A 16788-nucleotide genomic window follows, 5' to 3' on the forward strand; every position below is an offset into this window, starting at 1 on the left:
CGCGGACGTGCGCGCACGGTGACCCGAGGAGACGACGTGGGACTGTTCGGCCGGAAGAAGGGGCACGACGCCGCGCCTGGCCCGGTGCCGGACGGCCGACCCCCGCTGGGACTGTCCCCGGCGGTCCGGGAACGGATAGCGCAGGAGCCCATGGTCGGCAACAAGCTCGCCGCGGGCGAGGTCCTGCAGCGCGTGCTCGCGACACTCAAGGACGAGCGCGGCGTGCAGGTGGAGAACGTCGCCACCGCACTGGGGGCCCTGTCCGGGCGTGCGTGCCACCTGGCCGCGCGGGACGGCCGCGCAAGCCGTCGCCCCGAGTACGCAGGGCGGGACGACCTCCAGGTCGGGACCTCCGACGGGCGGACCTTCGTGATGGGTCCCGCGATCAGCTGGCCGCTCCTGGAGAGCCCGCACTCCGTGTGGTCGCTGGTCGCCGGGTACGCCCAGAGCCAGGGCGCTCCCCTGCCGGACGTGCACGAGCTGGTCCGGCACAGCGCTGCCACCGTCGGCGGACCCGAGTTCGGCCGGCCGCGGTACGCGCCCCGCACGGCGCCGACTGCCCTGCCCATCGACCACCTGGGGGCGTGGGAGCCGATGCTCGCGCACATCGTCCCCCTGGCACCGGACCCGCAGCAGTGGCCCGTCGTCTACGGGCTCGCCGTCCAAGGGCTCTTCCAGATGACCGGCGGACAGTTCGACCTCACCGTCCTGACCCGCGTCGTCATGGACAGCGCGCTCGCGACGTCGAAGATCCCCGTCGCGTCGTAGCGGCCGGCTCGGCGCCCGTCCCTTAATCGATTCCGGGGACGGGCGGCCGACCGCGCGGCCGCGTCCCCGACCTACCGTGGGGAAGCGCTCCACGGCGGCCGGGCCCAGCGTCGGGCGGCCACCGGGTGCGAGCGCCGCCTCGTCGTCGCCCACCTGAGGACTGCCATGTCTCCGATCACCCGACGGCGCGCGCCGCGCCGCGTCCGGGCCGCCGCTCTCGCGGTCGTCGCGGTCGCCACAGCCCTGACCGTCGCCGGCGCCACGGCCCCTGCGGCCGTCGCCGCCCCGGACCCGGGCACGCCGGTCAAGGTCAACCAGGTCGCCTACGTGCCCGGCGTCGCCAAGGTCGCGACGCTCGTCAGCACGTCGACCACTCCGGTCGCCTGGACGCTGCGGGACGCGGCCGGCCGCACCGTCGCCGAGGGCACGTCCACGGTCAAGGGCGCCGACACCCTGTCCGGCGACCGGACGCACCTCATCGACTTCTCGTCGTACGACACCCCGGGCTCCGGGTACGTGCTGTCCGCGGGCGGCTCGAGCAGCCTGCCGTTCGACATCTCCGCCGACCCCCTGAAGAAGCTCCGGTACGACTCGCTGGCGTTCTTCTACCACCAGCGCTCGGGCATCGCGATCGAGGCGCAGTACGTCGGCAGCACGTACGCGCGCGCCGCCGGGCACCTGGGCGTCGCGCCCAACCAGGGCGACACGAACGTCCCGTGCCGCACGTCGTGCGGGTACAGCCTGGACGTGCGCGGCGGCTGGTACGACGCGGGTGACCAGGGCAAGTACGTCGTCAACGGCGGCATCGCGACGTGGCAGCTGCAGAACGCGTACGAGCGGACGCTGCACGTCGACGGCGCGGACCCCGAGGCGCTGGGCGACGGGACCCTCGCGATCCCCGAACGCGCGAACGGCGTGCCGGACGTGCTCGACGAGGCGCGGTGGGAGGTGGAGTTCCTGCTGCGCATGCAGGTGCCCGCGGGCCGCACCGACGCCGGCATGGTGCACCACAAGATGCACGACGAGAACTGGACGGGGATCCCGACGATCCCGTCGCAGGACGCCCAGCGGCGCATTCTCGCGCCGGTCAGCACGGCCGCGACCCTCAACATGGCGGCCGTCGCCGCCCAGGCCTCGCGCCTGTGGGAGTCGTACGACCCCGCGTTCTCCGCCCGGGCCCTGACGGCCGCGCAGACCGCGTACGCGGCGGCCGAGGCGAACCCGAACCGGCTCGCGTCCAGCACCGACGGCACGGGCGGCGGCGCCTACAGCGACGCCTCGGTGACCGACGAGTTCTACTGGGCCGCGGCCGAGCTGTACGCGACGACGGGTGAGTCGTCCTACCGCGCCGACGTCACCGGGTCCTCGTTCTACAAGGGTGTGAGCTTCGCGCAGCGCGGCTACGACTGGGGCTGGACGGCTGGCCTGGGCGACACCACCCTCGCCCTGGTGCCGACGGGCCTGCCCGCGGCCGATGTCGCGGCGACGCGCTCCGCGATCGTGTCGTTCGCCGACGCGGCCCTGACGCGGCTGGCGAACCAGGCCTACCCGGCGCCCAACAACGCCGGGACCGTCTACTACTGGGGCTCGAACGGCCAGGTCGCGAACAACGCCAACGCCCTGGCCCTCGCGTACGACTTCACGGGCGAGGCGAAGTACCGGACCGCCGTGTACGGCGCGCTCGACTACTTCCAGGGTCGCAACCCGCTCAACCAGTCGTACGTCGCGGGCTACGGCGAGAAGGCCGTGCGCAACGTGCACCACCGGTTCTGGGCGAACCAGAACGACGCGTCCCTGCCGATCGCGCCGCCCGGGTCGTTCTCCGGTGGCCCCAACAGCGAGCTGCAGGACCCGGTCGCCGCCGCCGAGCTCGCCGGCTGCGCGCCCCAGAAGTGCTTCGTCGACGACATCGAGGCGTACTCCGTCAACGAGGTCGCGATCAACTGGAACTCGGCGCTCGCGTGGCTGACCGCGTGGGCGGCCGAGCAGGCGGGCGAGGTGACGCCCGCCGACACCACCGCACCCAGCGCCCCGGGCGCCCCCACCGCGAGCGCCGTCGCCGACACGTCGGTGACGCTGGCGTGGGCGGCGTCGACCGATGCGGAGAGCGGGGTCGCGGGGTACGACGTGGTGAATGCCGCCGGTGCCGTCGTCGCGACGTCGACCACGACGAGCGCGACGGTCTCCGGCCTGACGGCGGACACGGCGTACACGTTCACGGTCCGCGCGCGCAACGGCGCGGGCCTGACGTCGACGTCGGCGCCCGTCTCCGTCCGCACCACGGGCGGCGGCACACCCGTGGACGCCCCGCCGTCGACGCCCGGTACGCCCGTCGCCTCGGCCGTGGCCACGACGGAGCTGACGCTCACATGGGCGGCGTCCACCGACGACGTCCGCGTCGCCGGGTACGACGTGCTCCGGGTCGAGGGCGGCACGCAGACGGTCGTCGCCACGTCGACCACCCCGTCCGTCACCCTGACCGGGCTCGCGGCGGACGGCGTGTACACGTTCGTCGTGCGCGCCCGGGACTCGGCCGGCCAGCTCTCCGGCGTCTCCGCGCCGGTCACCGTCGACCTGTCGCCCCGCAACACCCCGACACCGACACCGACCGCCTCCTGCAAGGTGACGTACACGGCGAACTCGTGGGGCACGGGCTTCACGGCCGCGGTCACGGTGACCAACACGGGCTCGACCGCGTGGTCGTCGTGGCAGCTCGGCTTCACGTTCCCGGGCGACCAGAAGGTCACCCAGGGCTGGAGCGCGACGTGGAGCCAGAGCGGCGCCGCGGTCACCGCGACCAACGCGGCCTGGAACGGCTCGCTCGCGGCGGGCGGGTCGACGAGCATCGGGTTCAACGGCTCGTACAGCGGCACCAACGCGGCGCCCACGGGCTTCACGGTGAACGGAGCGTCCTGCTCCTGAGCAGAACGGCCCGGGGCGTCCCCCGGGGTCGACGGCGGCCGTCGGTCCTCGTGACCGGCGGCCGTCGCCGTGCCGGCGCTCGATGCCGCGAGGTCGATCCTCTGCGTCCGTTCCTCGACGTCCGGGGCCACCGCCGCCCTAGTGTCGGGACGTGGTCTCTCCCCAGGCACTGAGCGAGGCGGACCGGCGCACGGTCGCCGGGTGGGCGGCGGACTGCGCGGAGCGCGTCCTGCCGCTCTTCGAGGCGGAGGCACCGGACGACGACCGCCCGCGCGACGCGATCGCACGCGCCCGGGCGTTCAGCCGCGGTGAGCTGCGCGCCGCCGACGAGATCCGCCGGCGCTTCGTCGCCGGCCGCGCCGCGAACGCCGTCAGCTCGCCCGCGGCCGTCGCCGCGGCCAGAGCGGCGGCGCAGGCCTCGGGCGTCGCCCACATGGGTGCGCACGCCCTGGGGGCCGCGGCCTACGCCGCGAAGGCTGCCGGCCTCGCGCTCCCGGATCGCCCGGACGCGCTCGACGAGGAGGTCCGCGAGCAGGTGCACCGCATGAGCGCGGACACCCGGGCGGCGCTGCGGCGTCTCCCCCTGCTCGGTGAGGACACGGCGGGACCGCTCGGGTCGGGGCTGCTGGCGTCCGGCGTCCTCGCGACCGTCATCCGCATGATCCAGGCGGACCTGGCCACGTCCTGACGTCGCGGACGTAGCGGCCCCGGAAGACCTCGAACCGTCGGGCGGGAGGGCTGCACCCGGGTCGTGTACAGGCGGTCGGTGGGCCTGCGAGCATGCAGTGGTGTCCACCGGGACGGGGGGCCTCCGGCCGTCGCGCACGCGGCTCCGCCTGCTCGCGCTGCTGCTCTTCCTCGTCGCGCCCGTCTGTGCGGAGTACCTGACCGCCTACGACCCGGAGGTGACGGGTCAGCCGGCCGCACTCATCGGTGGGCTGGTCATCATCGGACCGTTGTACGGCGCACCCGCCGTCCTGATCCGGGAGCTCGCGGCACGCACCGGGATGCACTGGACGGGCATCCTCGCGATGGCCGGGGCGTTCGGCGTCGTGCAGGCGGGCGTGGTGGACCAGTCGCTGTTCGCGCAGCACTACCCCGGCTACGCGTGGTGGGGACAGGTGGCGGCGCGGACGCTGATCCCGCCGCTCGGGGTCAGTGGTGCGTTCGCCCTGAACTTCCTGCTCGGGCACGTCATCTGGAGCATCAGCGCGCCGGTCGCGCTCGTCGAGGCGCTCGACCGCCGGCCCGGACGGCAGCCCTGGCTGGGCCGCGTCGGGCTGGTCGTCCTCGGAGTGCTGTGGGCGCTCGCGTCGGTGCTCGTCTGGTCCGACATCCGCGGCGCGGGCAGCGACCAGGCCTCCGCTGCGCAGATCGCGGCCGCGCTCGCCCTGGCGGCCGCGCTCGTGGCCGTCGCGTTCACGTTCGGTCGTCGCCGCCTGCCGGCTCCCACCGAGGGACGAGTGCCGCGGCCGGCGATGGTGCTCGGCCTCGTCCTCGTCGCGGCTGCCGGCTACCAGGCCATTCCGTCGACCTGGCTCGGCGTGGCGCTCGGGACCGCCGTCGTGCTCGTGGTCGCGCTCGTCGTGACGCGGTGGTCGCGGTCCGCGTCGTGGGGTCCGCGGCATGCTGCGGCCGTCGCGGGGGCGGCGGTCGTGGCGCGGGCGCTGGTCGGGTTCCAGTCGGTCGCATCGACCGACCCGCAGCCGCCAGGGGGCTTCGCCCAGAACACGGTCCTGCTGGTGACGGCGTTGGCGCTGGTCGTTGCGGCGATGAGGGCCGGGCGCCCCGCGACGCAGGACGTGGGAGGAGAGTGAGCACGGAGGGTGCCGACGACGTGCTGCGCGCAGCCGACCCGTACCGGCGGAGCGCCGGACGCCCCGGACCGACCGTCGTCCGCGGCTCGCACCGGCCGCGGGCGTCGTCGGCGTCGTGATCTCGGGGTCGCGGTGGCGCAGGTGTGGACGCGACAGGGCGCGCCTTGACGCGGGTGTGGTGCGGCGCAGCCGGACGAGCCCCGCGGGCGTCGCTCAGCCCGGACCCAGCCGGGACGGCGTCCCGTACACCTCGCACGACACGAGCCCGTGGCCGGACGCGGCGACGTCCCGGCCGGCCGGGTGAGCACGTCCTTCGCTCAGGCCCCTCGCCCGGACCGCACGTGCTCGACCGCGAGGCGCACGATCTCCGGCGTGGGGGCACCGAGCGGGACCTCGTCGAGCAGCACCCACGCGGCGAAGTCGGTCGTCCCCCCGACCTCGGTCGTCCCGAGCTCGCCGCCCACCACCCGGGCGCCGAACAGCACGCGCACGGACTTGACGGGACGTCGACCGTCGCCGGCCGGTCGGGTGAACGAGTGGGTCGTCAACGGCGCGTCGAGCTCGACCTCGTAGCCCGTCTCCTCGCGCACCTCGCGCACCACCGCCTCCTCGACGGACTCGTGGAACTCGACGCCGCCGCCGGGCAGGGTCCAGCTCGGCGTGGACCCGTTGAACCAGGTGAGCAGGATGTGCTCGCCGTCGCTGACGACCGCGTAGGCCGCCACGCGCGTGTCGTACTCGGTGAACTCCACGGTCTCCTCCGCCACGACGTCGTCCCGCCGTGCCGGGCGGGGACGGCGTCCTCGCGGATCGGTCGGCTCGCGGAGACTACCGGCACGCGTCTGCGGCACTCAGGCGCGCGGTGCGGGCGGCCCGCCGTACACCGGGCCGGTCCACTGCCCGGTGTACGGCGGCGTCGCACCGTAGGGTCCGTGGGGCGCGGCGGGGGCGGAGCGGCGGCGGCGCATGTTGCTCATGATCAGGACGTTGACGAGGTGGAGCACGCCGAGCAGGAGGGCCAGCCCGCCGAGCCTGGACGCCAGCGCCTCGATGGCGTCCTGGGTGGAGACGATCGGGTGGCTCACCTGCAGGTTGAGGGCCACGAAGCCGAGGTTCACGAGGTAGAACCCGACGACCAGGAGCCGGTTGGTGGCGGCGGCGATCCTCTCGTCCCCGCGGAAGACGTCGACGAGGAAGACCTCCCCGTTGCGCGTGAGGGTCCGGGCGACCCAGATCGTCAGCCCGACGCTGACCGCGAGGTAGACGAGGTAGGTGAGGACGTTCGCGTTCATGGGTCGCTCCCTTGTGCCGGACGTCAGCCGGGTGGTCCCGGCTAGTTGAACATGTTCAACACGTCCAACGTAGAGGCTCGTCTGAACATGTTCAAGTGATGCCGGTCTCGCTCGATCCAATGGGTACCCTTCCGGTTACGTACCAGACCGGGTACGTTCGACCCATGGACGCCGTCCTCCAGGCCCTGGCCGACCCGAGCCGTCGTACCGTGCTCGCGATCCTGCGCGACCACGAGGCGACGGCGGGCGAGCTCGCCGACGCCCTGCCCATCGCCCGGCCCGGCGTCTCGCGGCACCTGCGGGTGCTCCGGGAGGCGGGCCTGGTCGAGTCGCGGCAGGAGGCGCAGCGGCGCATCTACCGGCTGCGGCCGGAGGCGCTCGTCGAGGTCGACGAGTGGCTCGAGGACTACCGCGCGCTGTGGACCCAGCGCCTCGACGCGCTGCACACCGAGATCGCCCGAGGGAAGAAGGCCAGGTCATGAGCCCCATCGCCACGATGCGTCCGCTCGACGCCACGACCGGAGCGGTCCGGGTCGAGGACGTGTACGACACCGACATCGACGACCTCTGGCAGGCGTGCACCACGTCCGAGCGTCTCGCGCGCTGGGTGGCACAGGTCTCCGGCGACCTGCGGCCCGGCGGCACCGTCGAGGTGACCTTCACCAGCTCGTGGTCCGGCACCGCGCGCGTCGAGCGGTGCGACGCACCCCACCACCTGCTCCTGCGCACCTCCTCCCCCGACGGCGGCGAGGAGGGCTGGATCGAGGCGTGGCTGACCACCGAGGACGACGGCACGCGCCTCGTCGTCGAGGAGCGCGGTCTACCGCTCGAGGTCCTGCACCACCACGCGGCGGGCTGGCACACCCACCTGGAGGACCTGGGACGCGCGCTCGCGCTCGACGCCACCGCCCACCCCGAGGGCTGGTCCACCGACCGGCCCGCACCCCGGTGGGAGCACCGGTGGACGGAGCTGGCACCGGCGTACGAGGCGGTGGGGCTCGCGTGAGCAGCGACGACGTCCGCCTCGGAGCGGTCACGCTGAACGCCCCCGACGCCCTCGCGCTGGCGCGGTTCTACGCCGACATCACCGGGGGCCGGGCCGAGGGCGCGGCGCAGTGGGCGCACGTCGTCGGGCCCGGTGGGGAGATCGGGTTCCAGCGGGTCGCCGACTTCCGTCCGCCCACCTGGCCCGACGGCGACGTGCCCATGCACATGCACCTGGACCTCCACGTCCAGGACCTCGCCGCAGCCGAGGCGCGGGTTCTCGCCGCCGGCGCCACCCGCATGGACACCCAACCCAACGCCGACCACTGCCTGGTCTACGCCGACCCGGCCGGGCACCTCTTCTGCCTGACGCTGTGGGACGGCGCGCAGGCCGCCGAGCACGTGATGCGCACGGCCGACGGGCGCTGACCGCGAGGTCCACACGTCCGCTGGTCCCGGCCCGGGGTCACCTCAGGTGCCGGTCGTGGAACCGGCACGAGTCCTCCAGCTCGAAGCGCGGCGTCGCCAGGTGCCCGCCCCGGTTCGCGTGCAGCGTCCTCTCGGTGCTGCCGAACGCGTCGAACAGGTCCAGGGCGTGCCGGCGGGGGTTCCCCTCGTCGTCCCACTGCAGCAGGAGCAGCAGCGGAGCCGTCACCCGCCGCGCCTCCTCGCGCTGGGCGCGGGGCACGTAGCCGCCGGCGTACAGGCACACGGCCGCGATCCGCGGCTCGACGGCGGCCAGCCGGATGCCGAGGGCCGCCCACCCGGAGTACCCGACCGGGCCGGTGATCCCGGGCAGCGCGAGCAGGGCGTCCAGGGCGGTGCGCCAGTCCGGGGCGGCGGCCTCGACGAGCGGGCCGACGACCGACTCGAGGAGCTCGTCTGCCTGCTCCCCGGCCTGCACCGCCCGGCGCAGCTCGGCACGGGCCCGCTCGTCGGACGGGGACCGCGGCCGGTCCCCGCACCCCGCCGCGTCGATGCTCGCCACCGCGTAGCCGTACTCCGCGGCGACGTACCGGGCGCGGGCCACCAGGCGGGCGTCGGTCCGGGGCAGGCCGTTGTTGTGCGCCATGAGGATCAGCGGGGCGGGCATGAGCCGGGGCGTCCACAGCGTCCCGGGGATCTCGCCGACGACGAGCTCGCGTGCCAGGACGCCGTCGTCGAGGTGCTGCTCAGAGGTGAATCGCATGGTCGTGCCTCTCGGGAGCCTGCGGAGGGCGGGGCTCCCGGACGACCTACCGTCCGACCGTGACGCCGGAGGGGAGCACCCCTGTCGATCCTGCGTCCACGGGTACCACCTCCTCGTCGTCTCGCACGGCCCGACCACGCTAACCCCGCTCGACACGCACCACGACAGCTTTTTGGCGGGAGTGACGTTCCCGGTGGCGTGACGCGGACGGCCGGCGCGGCGCCGAACGGTTACGTTCCTGCGCCCGGCCGCGTCATCACGGTGACGGCCCGACGGGCTGAGGCCGACCGAGGAGGAGCTGACCGTGGACACAGCACTGTGGGTCGTCGCCGGCGGGCTGGCGACGGCGTACCTCATCGGCGGACTGACCTTCCTCCTGATGCCCAAGGAGCGGTACCGCGCGCTGGCCGGCGCGAGCGGCCACTGGGTCGACGACTTCAGCGACGGTCAGATGAAGGTCATGGGGACCATCAAGGTCACCGGGGCGCTCGGTCTGGTCCTGCCGGCGCTCGTCGGCGTCGCCCCCGTGCTGGTGCCGCTGGCCGCGACGGGCCTGATGCTCTACATGGCCGGTGCGGGCACCACGCGGTTCCGCCGGAGCGAGTGGACGTTCCTCGTGGGCGACCTGGGCTTCCTGCTCCTGTTCGCCTTCGTGGCGTGGGGGCGGTTCGTGGCGCAGCCGCTCGCGTGAGCCTCAGGTCGCGGGCGGGGGCTCCGGCAGGTCGATCTGCTCCAGTCGCGCGGGATCGAGGATCGAGACCATGTCGACGATCCGTTCGCCCACGACGGTGCACGCCATCAGCGCACGCGGTCGCCCGTTCGCGTCCCAGAGCACGAGCCCCGGCTCACCGTTGACGAGGACGGGGCGCCCCCTGAACACCGTCCCCCGCTGGGCAGCGGTCGCGACCGCGGTGGCGCCGATCTTCACGAGCACACCGCGCGCGGTGTGGCTGCGCAGCGTCACGTCGGGGTCGAGCACGCGGAGGAGCCCGTCGAAGTCCCCCGTCCGCGCCGCCGTCACGAAGGCGGCCACCACCGCACGGGCCTGCTGCCTGTCGGTCTGCTGCGGCGTGCCCCGCACCTTGCGGCGCGCGCGACTGGCGAGCATCTTCGTCGTGTCGGTGGACCTGCCGATGATCTGGCCGATCTGCTCGAACGGCACCGCGAACACGTCGTGGAGCACGAACGCCAACCGCTCGTCGGGCCGGAGGGTCTCGAGCACGATCAGGAGAGCCAGCCCGACCGAGTCGGCGAGGACCGCGTCGTCCTCGGGTGTCGGAGCGTCGTCCGCAACGACCTCCAGCCCGGCCAGCCACTCGTCGTGCGGGACTCCCGGGGCTGCTCTCCGCGAGCGCAGCATGTCGAGGCACACACGGCCGACGACGGTGGTGAGCCATGCCCCCAGGTTGTCGATCGAGCCCGGCTCCTGACGCGCGAGCCGGAGCCACGCCTCCTGGACGGCGTCCTCGGCGTCGGACCGCGACCCGAGGACGCGGTGCGCCAGCCTCAGGAGGCGTGCACGCTCGCCCTCGAACACCTGCGCCAGGGCGTCCGGCCCGAGGGCTGCTCCGGTCATGCTCCAAAGTGTCAGGTGGCACAGGCGTCCAGCAACCTCACCCCACGGAACCGTCCGTCCGCCCGGGCGGGACGTCGTGGCGGCTCCCGCTGTGACGACCTCAGGCGTACGGCGCCGTCGGTCCGCCGTACGGAGGAGCAGTCCCCTGCCCGGCCTGCGGCGCCGCCGCCCCGTGAGGGATGTGCGGCCGGGCGGGGCCGTGCGGCGTCGACGCACACGGCTCAGGACCAGGACGTTGGCGAGGTGGAACGCGCCGAGCAGGAGTGCCACCGCCCCGAGCTTGGAGGCCAGCGCCTCGATGGCCTGCCGGGTCGACAGGACGGGCGCGCTCACCCGGAGCACGAGGGCGACGAAGCCGAGGTTCACGAGGTGGAAGCCGACGACCAGCAGCCCTCGCCGGCGCCGCGCTGCTCCTGTGGAAGGTGGACGGGCACGCAGCGTCCGCCGGTGAGCAGCACTGAGCCTTCCCGTCGCCTAGTCCTCGCGGGGCAGGTGCTCCCAGCCGTCCGGCACGGGCACGGTCGGCCAGCTCTCGTCAGGCAGCCACGCGTCCCAGTCGGCGTCGAACGGCCAGCCCGCGTCCCGCGCGTGCTGCAGCAACCGGGCGCCGACCACGCGGACGTGGCGGGCGTGCAGGTCGGTGACGTAGCCGCGGCCGACCATCCACGCGAGCTCGTCCTCGTCCTTGAAGCCCACCGCCCACGGGCCGCCGAGCGGGCTGCCTGCGGCGACCACGTCGAGAGCCCAGTCCTGCGTGTCGAAGCCGACCGGGGACCGGCGCCACGGCGACTCGAGGTTGCCGTACCAGCGGTCCGTCCAGCGCTGACCGTCGTGCCACCGCCACACGGACCACCGGTCACCGCGCCGGTGCACGCGCACGACCGTGTGCCCCTGCCAGACGCGCTCGTCGTACGTGCCGTCCCACGCCGCAGGCAGCACGATCCGACCGTTCGGTCCGCCACCCGTCCCGGCACGCACGCGCACCCCGGAGCCGGGGCGGGTCGACACGACCACGACGTCGTCGTCGTCGAGCACGACCGTGCCGGCGACCGCGTAGCCGACGGCGACCCCGTGCGGACGGCCCAGGTCCCGCACGCTGCGCAGCACGACGGGTGCGCCGCGCTCGAACGGCGGCGGCTCGGGCACGGGCGGCAGCGGGACCTCGTCGTGGACCACCGGCCCACGGTACCGACGGGCTGGACGACCGCCCGCCCTGAGCACGCCACGCGTCGACCATGGCACCGGTCGACGACGCACGGCCACGGGTCTGTCCGTACAGGTCGGCGGGCGGCTCTGGACGGGCGGCAGCGCACGCACGAGACTCGACGGACCGAACCGGTCCACGAGGCAGGAGGGCGGTCGACGTGGAGTACACCGCCTCGATCCGCAGCACGCCCGGCAGCCACGAGGTCACCGTCACCGCCGGTGGACAGGGCCGGGCGCTCGACCTCCCCGCGCGCAGCGGCGCGCCGGGTTCGGCCGTCAGCGGCGGCGAGCTGCTCTTCCTGGCCCTCGCGACGTGCGCCACCAACGACGTCTACCGCGAGGCCGCCGCCCGGTCCCTGCCCGTGGTCGCGGTGGACGTCGAGGTGGCGGGGTGGTTCGACGCCCCCGGTGCGCGTGCGCGGGACGTGTCGTACCGCGTCTCGGTGATCTCGCCGGCCCCCGAGGAGCAGGTGCGCGAGCTCGTCGCCCACGTCGACGCGATCGCCGAGGTGCACGGCACGCTGCGTACCGGCACCACGGTGAGCCTCGACGAGGTCCGGGTCAGCAGGCCGCCGGAACCGTCCTGACAAGGTCAGCTCCCCGGATTCCCAGAGATCGGCGACGACACGGCCGGCTCGGCGGGCTGCCCGACGCCCGTTCCCCGGGGACCCCTGGGCGCTGCCGACCAAGGACGACGCAGCGGACTACGTGCAGTCCTCCGCGGAGCACCTGGTCGCGCCGCCGGATCACCACCCCACCACGCGATCCGGTCAGCAATCGAGAAGTGCCCGCACCCGGCCGTCCCTACGGTGGACGCACCACGAACCGGACGAGGACGGGAGCGGGACGACATGACCACCACCAACGGCACGGCCGAGGGCTTCACCGAGCAGGAGCGCGCCGCCATCAAGGAGCGGGCGGCGGAGCTGAGGAAGGAGAAGACCCGCGGGCGCGGCAACAAGAAGGCCGCCGACGAGCTCGACGTCCTCGCCAAGATCCAGGACATGAGCGACGCGGACCGCCCCGTCGCCGAGCGCATCCACGCGATCGTCACGACGACGGCCCCCGACCTGGCGCCGAAGCTCTGGTACGGGCAGCCGGCCTACGCGCGCAACGGCAAGGTCGTGTGCTTCTTCCGCAGCGGCGACGTCGACAAGGAGCGCTACTCGACGTTCGGGTTCACCACCGAGGCGGACCTCGACGACGACGCCGGTGCCTGGCCGACGTCGTTCGCGGTCAGCAGGCTCACGCCCGAGGCCGAGGCCACGCTCACGGCGCTGGTGGCGCGGGTCGCCGTCTGACCGGGCCCGCCTGACCCAGCGTCGCGTCATTGACCGGCGACACCTCCTCCTGCACAGTGAATCGGGTGAACCGGGCGCTCGCCGTTCTCACCGTGGTCGCCTACCTGACGCTGCCGCTCGGGTCCGCGAGCTCCGCGGAGCTCGCGCCCACGCTGCTGGTCGGGCTCGCGTACTCCGCGCTCGCGATCGTGGGATTCCGCTTCGCCGAAGGGCGTCCTGCCGGGTGGGCGGCCGGGTACGTCGGCGTGCAGCTGGTGCTCGGCTTCGCGGTCTTCTCCCTGTCCGGTGCCGCGGTGGGCGCCGTGCTGCTCCTGGTGGTCCTGGTGGCGCAGTCGGTCCTGCTGCTGCCGCTGCCGGCGGCGATCGGCGTGGCCGTCGTCGTCCCGCTCGTCCACCTCGGCATGCAGTGGCCGCGCGTGCTCGGCGAGGCGCTGAGCACCCTGGCGGTCAGCACGTTCACGGTGGTCGTGACCGAGCTGCTGGTGCGGGAGCAGCGGGCCAGGGCCGAGCTGGCGGCCGCGCACGAGCGGTTGCGCGGGTACGCCGCGCAGGCCGAGCAGCTGGCCACCACCCAGGAACGCAACCGCCTGGCGCGCGACATCCACGACGGTGTCGGCCACCACCTGACGGTCGTGCGCATGCTGCTCGAAGCGGCGCGCGCCGTCATCCCCACCGCGGACCCCGACCGCCTCGACGCCATGCTGGCGCAGGCGCAGGACCAGTCGGGGCGTGCCCTCGCCGAGGTCCGGCGGTCGGTGGCGGCGCTGCGCGAGCACCGTCCCGTCCTCGCGGACGCCTTGCGGACGCTCGCCGCCGAGGCGACGGAGGCCGGCGTCCTGACCGAGCTGGACGTCCGGGGCACGGCCCGTCCGCTGCGCGCCGACGTGGACGAGTCCCTCTTCCGCGCGGCCCAGGAGGGTCTGACGAACGTCAGGAAGCACGCGGCCGCCACGCGCACCGCGGTCGTGCTCGACTTCCGCGACGACGACCACGTCCGGCTCGAGGTGCGCGACGACGGACGCGGCCTCGCGCAGGAGCCGGCGGACGGTTTCGGGCTCGCGGGGCTCCGCGAGCGCATGGCGGGCGTCGGGGGGCGCCTGTCCCTGGGCTCGACCCCGACCGAGGGCGTCACGACCCTCGTCGTCGAGGTGCCCGGGTGACGATCCGCGTGGTGCTGGCCGACGACCAGGCCCTCTTCCGCGAGGCGCTCACGACCCTGCTGGAGGTGCAGCCGGGGATCCGGGTCGTCGGTGAGGCGGCGAACGGCGAGGAGGCCGTCCGCGCGAGCGCCGCGGCGCGACCCGACGTGGTCCTCATGGACCTGCGGATGCCGGTGCTCGACGGCATCGCCGCCACGGCCCGGCTGCGTACCGAGCAGCCCGACGTGCGGGTGATCGCGCTGACGACGTTCGACGACGACGAGGACGTCCTCGCCGCGTTGCGGGCCGGTGCGGTCGGCTACCTCCTCAAGGACGTGAGCGCGGCACGCCTCGTCGAGGCGCTCGTCGCAGCCGCTCGCGGGGAGACCGTGCTGCAGCCGTCCGTGGTGGCGCAGGTCGTCGCGCGGGTGGTGCGGATCCCCGCGGACGCGGAGCCGTCGACGCACCCGCTCTCCGAGCGGGAGGTCGCGCTGGTGCGGCTGCTGGCCGACGGGCGCAGCAACCGCGAGATCGCCGGCGCCCTGTACCTCGCCGAGGGGACCGTGAAGAACCTCGTCAGCAGCGTGCTGTCCAAGCTCGAGGTGCGCGACCGCACGCAGGCGGCCCTGCGGGCCCGGGACCTCGGCATCCTCTGACCGTCGCCGGTCGCCCGGGTCACTCCCGGAGGGTGACCCGCGGCATGACGATCGGCACCTGACGCGGCCGTGCGGTCGGCCGAGGCTGTCGTGTGTCCGCACGTCGGATCCACGAGGAGTCGAGATGAACCACGAAGAGCACGGCATCGCCCGCCACCCGGCGCGGCGGTTCACGCGGCACGCGGTGGAGATGGTGGCCGCGATGGTGGCGGGCATGGTCCTGCTGGAGCCCGTCTGGTCGTTCGCCTGGCCGGGCCTGCGCGAGAGCACCACCGCGCAGACGCTGGTGATGGCGACGAACATGTCGATCGGCATGGCGGTGTGGATGCGGGTCCGGGGGCACGGGGCGGCCTCCGTCGCCGAGATGGCCGCCGCGATGTACCTGCCGTTCCTGCTGCTGCTGCCGTTCAGCCTGGCCGGGGCCGTGACCGCCATGCAGCTGATGACGGCCGGGCACGTGCTGATGCTGGCCGCGATGCTCGCCGTGATGCTGCGGCGCCGTCACGAGTACGGGTGGTGAGCCCGGTGCGCGCGTTCCTCAAGGTCGTCCTGCTCGTGCTCGCCGCTCTGGCGCTCCCGGCGGCGCTGGGCGCCCCGACGGCCGTCCACGCCGTCACCGGCCTCAACGCCCCTCGGACCGACGCCGTGTCCCCGACCCCGGCGCCGGTCGCGTACGACCCGACCAGACCGACCGTGGCCGTCGTGGTCGGGGACGCGGGCGCCGTGGCGTCCGACGTCCTGGCCCCGTACGAGATCCTCGCCGGCACGGGTGCGTTCAACGTCTACACCGTGGCGCCCGCGAGCCACCCGGTGCCCCTCACCGGCGGGCTCGACCTCGTCCCGGACCTCACGTTCGCCGGGCTCGAGAAGCTCCTGGGTGGTCCGGCCGACCTCGTGGTCGTGCCCGCGATGCCCGACGTCGGCCGCCCTACGACGAAGCCCGTCACGGCATGGCTCACCACCCAGGCAGACGGGGGCTCGGTCATCCTCAGCGTCTGCAACGGAGCCGCCGTGGTCGCCTCGGCCGGACTGCTCGACGGCCACCGCGCCACGGCCCACTGGCTGCGCCTCGACGAGTGGGCCGGCACCTACCCCGGCGTCGACTGGGTCGCCGGGACCCGGTACGTGGACGACGGTGCGGTCATCAGCACGGCCGGCGTCCTGTCGGGGATCGACGGCACCCTGCACGCCGTGCAGCGGCTGGTCGGGGAGGCCGCCGCGGTGCGCGCCGCACGGGCGATCGGCTGGCCGTACGAGGCGTCGAGCGGCCCGCCGCGGATGGCGCGGACGCGGCTCGCACCGTCCGACGCGGTCGTGGCCCTCCACAGCGCCTTCGGCTGGGACCGACCGCGGATCGGCGTCCAGCTCACCGACGGGGTGGGCGAGGTCGAGCTCGCCTCGGTGTTCGACACGTACGCGCAGTCGCTGGCCGCGGACACGGTCGCCGTGGGCGACGGGCCGGTGACGTCGCGCCACGGGCTGACGTTCGTGCCGCGCACCGCGTCGGTCGCCGGGCTCGACCGGCTCGTGCTCCCGGGGACGACCGACCACCCCACCGTCCCGGGGATCGACGCCGTGCACCCCCACGAGCGGCCGGGCTTCGCGTACGACGCCGTGCTGCAGGACCTGGCACGGACGACCGACGTGGCCACCGCACGGTGGACGGCGAAGGTCCTCGAGTACCCCGTCGACGGCCTGCCGCTCGCCGGGCCGTCCTGGCCGTGGGCGCTGACGCTGCGACCGCTCGCGCTCGGCGTGCTCGGCGTGCTGGTCGCGCTCGGTGCGCGGGGACTGGTGCGTCGCAGGACGCGTACCCCGCGCGGCGGACCGTGAGGTGGGGCGGGACCTCGTCCGCCCGGCTGCTACCTGGGCGATCGCGGCCGCCTGCCACCAGCACGTTCGCGAGCACCCCGGGGTCGTCCACGCCACGTGTCCGGC

Annotated in this window: 19 protein-coding genes; 14 read left to right on the forward strand and 5 right to left on the reverse strand. The window is 74.3% G+C overall.

All coding sequences use genetic code 11. The annotated features are described in order from the left end of the window. The first annotated feature begins 150 nt into the window (after window positions 1-150). The 4 genes from NP075_RS18515 to NP075_RS18535 all read left to right on the forward strand — a co-directional run bounded on the left by NP075_RS18515 (window position 151) and on the right by NP075_RS18535 (window position 5507). Entirely contained in the window at window positions 151-768 is a 618-nt protein-coding gene (locus NP075_RS18515; protein WP_227563571.1) for a hypothetical protein, read from the forward strand. Window positions 769-933: 165 nt separating this feature from the next. After that, the gene (locus NP075_RS18520) at window positions 934-3690 is read left to right on the forward strand and encodes a glycoside hydrolase family 9 protein (RefSeq protein WP_284439904.1); all 2757 of its coding nucleotides are present in this window, start codon (window positions 934-936) and stop codon (window positions 3688-3690) included. Window positions 3691-3841: 151 nt separating this feature from the next. Next, on the forward strand, window positions 3842-4378 hold the full coding sequence (locus NP075_RS18530; protein ID WP_227563572.1) for a putative immunity protein: 537 nt from the start codon (window positions 3842-3844) through the stop codon (window positions 4376-4378). A gap of 100 nt (window positions 4379-4478) precedes the next feature. Beyond that, on the forward strand, window positions 4479-5507 hold the full coding sequence (locus NP075_RS18535; protein ID WP_227563573.1) for a hypothetical protein: 1029 nt from the start codon (window positions 4479-4481) through the stop codon (window positions 5505-5507). Window positions 5508-5824: 317 nt separating this feature from the next. Here the strand turns inward: NP075_RS18535 and NP075_RS18540 are convergent, their stop codons facing one another. After that, window positions 5825-6274 carry an NUDIX hydrolase gene (locus tag NP075_RS18540; protein ID WP_284439905.1) on the reverse strand — a complete coding sequence of 150 codons (450 nt, stop codon included), beginning with the start codon at window positions 6272-6274 and terminating at the stop codon, window positions 5825-5827. An 84-nt stretch (window positions 6275-6358) separates the two neighbouring features. Next, complete coding sequence (locus tag NP075_RS18545) at window positions 6359-6799, reverse strand: hypothetical protein (protein WP_227563574.1); 441 nt, start codon at window positions 6797-6799, stop codon at window positions 6359-6361. Window positions 6800-6963: 164 nt separating this feature from the next. Between NP075_RS18545 and NP075_RS18550 the strand changes: the two genes are divergently transcribed. Genes NP075_RS18550 through NP075_RS18560 form a run of 3 tightly spaced genes read left to right on the forward strand, consistent with a single transcriptional unit; the run spans window position 6964 to window position 8212 of the window. Next, on the forward strand, window positions 6964-7281 hold the full coding sequence (locus NP075_RS18550; RefSeq protein ID WP_227563576.1) for an ArsR/SmtB family transcription factor: 318 nt from the start codon (window positions 6964-6966) through the stop codon (window positions 7279-7281). Beyond that, window positions 7278-7805, forward strand: a complete 528-nt coding sequence (locus NP075_RS18555) for an SRPBCC domain-containing protein (protein ID WP_227563577.1) — start codon at window positions 7278-7280, stop codon at window positions 7803-7805. The genes NP075_RS18550 and NP075_RS18555 overlap by 4 nt, the downstream gene beginning before the upstream one ends. Continuing rightward, entirely contained in the window at window positions 7802-8212 is a 411-nt protein-coding gene (locus NP075_RS18560; RefSeq protein ID WP_227563578.1) for a VOC family protein, read from the forward strand. The genes NP075_RS18555 and NP075_RS18560 overlap by 4 nt, the downstream gene beginning before the upstream one ends. 37 nt (window positions 8213-8249) lie before the next feature. On the opposite strand, the gene NP075_RS18565 is transcribed toward NP075_RS18560, so the two are convergent. After that, window positions 8250-8972: a dienelactone hydrolase family protein gene (locus NP075_RS18565; protein ID WP_227563579.1), complete on the reverse strand. Its 723-nt coding sequence runs from the start codon at window positions 8970-8972 to the stop codon at window positions 8250-8252. A 304-nt stretch (window positions 8973-9276) separates the two neighbouring features. On the opposite strand from NP075_RS18565, the gene NP075_RS18570 reads away from it, so the two are divergent. Further along, on the forward strand, window positions 9277-9663 hold the full coding sequence (locus tag NP075_RS18570) for a DoxX family protein (RefSeq protein WP_227563580.1): 387 nt from the start codon (window positions 9277-9279) through the stop codon (window positions 9661-9663). A 3-nt stretch (window positions 9664-9666) separates the two neighbouring features. On the opposite strand, the gene NP075_RS18575 is transcribed toward NP075_RS18570, so the two are convergent. Both NP075_RS18575 and NP075_RS18580 read right to left on the reverse strand, forming a co-directional pair. Continuing rightward, a complete protein-coding gene (locus tag NP075_RS18575; protein ID WP_227563581.1) occupies window positions 9667-10548 on the reverse strand; it encodes a sigma-70 family RNA polymerase sigma factor in 882 nt (293 codons plus the stop codon). 474 nt (window positions 10549-11022) lie between these two features. Continuing rightward, on the reverse strand, window positions 11023-11724 hold the full coding sequence (locus NP075_RS18580) for a ribonuclease FAU-1 family protein (protein ID WP_227563582.1): 702 nt from the start codon (window positions 11722-11724) through the stop codon (window positions 11023-11025). A gap of 188 nt (window positions 11725-11912) precedes the next feature. On the opposite strand from NP075_RS18580, the gene NP075_RS18585 reads away from it, so the two are divergent. From NP075_RS18585 to NP075_RS18610, 6 genes are all read left to right on the forward strand, one after another. Continuing rightward, window positions 11913-12341: an OsmC family protein gene (locus NP075_RS18585; protein ID WP_227563583.1), complete on the forward strand. Its 429-nt coding sequence runs from the start codon at window positions 11913-11915 to the stop codon at window positions 12339-12341. Window positions 12342-12605: 264 nt separating this feature from the next. After that, window positions 12606-13055, forward strand: a complete 450-nt coding sequence (locus NP075_RS18590) for a DUF1801 domain-containing protein (protein WP_227563584.1) — start codon at window positions 12606-12608, stop codon at window positions 13053-13055. A gap of 65 nt (window positions 13056-13120) precedes the next feature. After that, window positions 13121-14215 (forward strand): sensor histidine kinase, encoded by a 1095-nt coding sequence (locus tag NP075_RS18595; protein ID WP_227563585.1) that lies wholly within the window; start codon window positions 13121-13123, stop codon window positions 14213-14215. Next, complete coding sequence (locus NP075_RS18600; RefSeq protein WP_227563586.1) at window positions 14212-14850, forward strand: response regulator; 639 nt, start codon at window positions 14212-14214, stop codon at window positions 14848-14850. The genes NP075_RS18595 and NP075_RS18600 overlap by 4 nt, the downstream gene beginning before the upstream one ends. A gap of 124 nt (window positions 14851-14974) precedes the next feature. Then, window positions 14975-15370, forward strand: coding sequence for a hypothetical protein (locus tag NP075_RS18605; protein WP_227563587.1), 396 nt, complete (start codon window positions 14975-14977; stop codon window positions 15368-15370). Continuing rightward, complete coding sequence (locus NP075_RS18610) at window positions 15364-16683, forward strand: DJ-1/PfpI family protein (protein WP_256791315.1); 1320 nt, start codon at window positions 15364-15366, stop codon at window positions 16681-16683. The genes NP075_RS18605 and NP075_RS18610 overlap by 7 nt, the downstream gene beginning before the upstream one ends. Window positions 16684-16788: the final 105 nt, after the last annotated feature.

The sequence above is a fragment of the Cellulomonas wangsupingiae genome, assembly GCF_024508275.1.
GTDB lineage: Bacteria > Actinomycetota > Actinomycetes > Actinomycetales > Cellulomonadaceae > Cellulomonas > Cellulomonas wangsupingiae.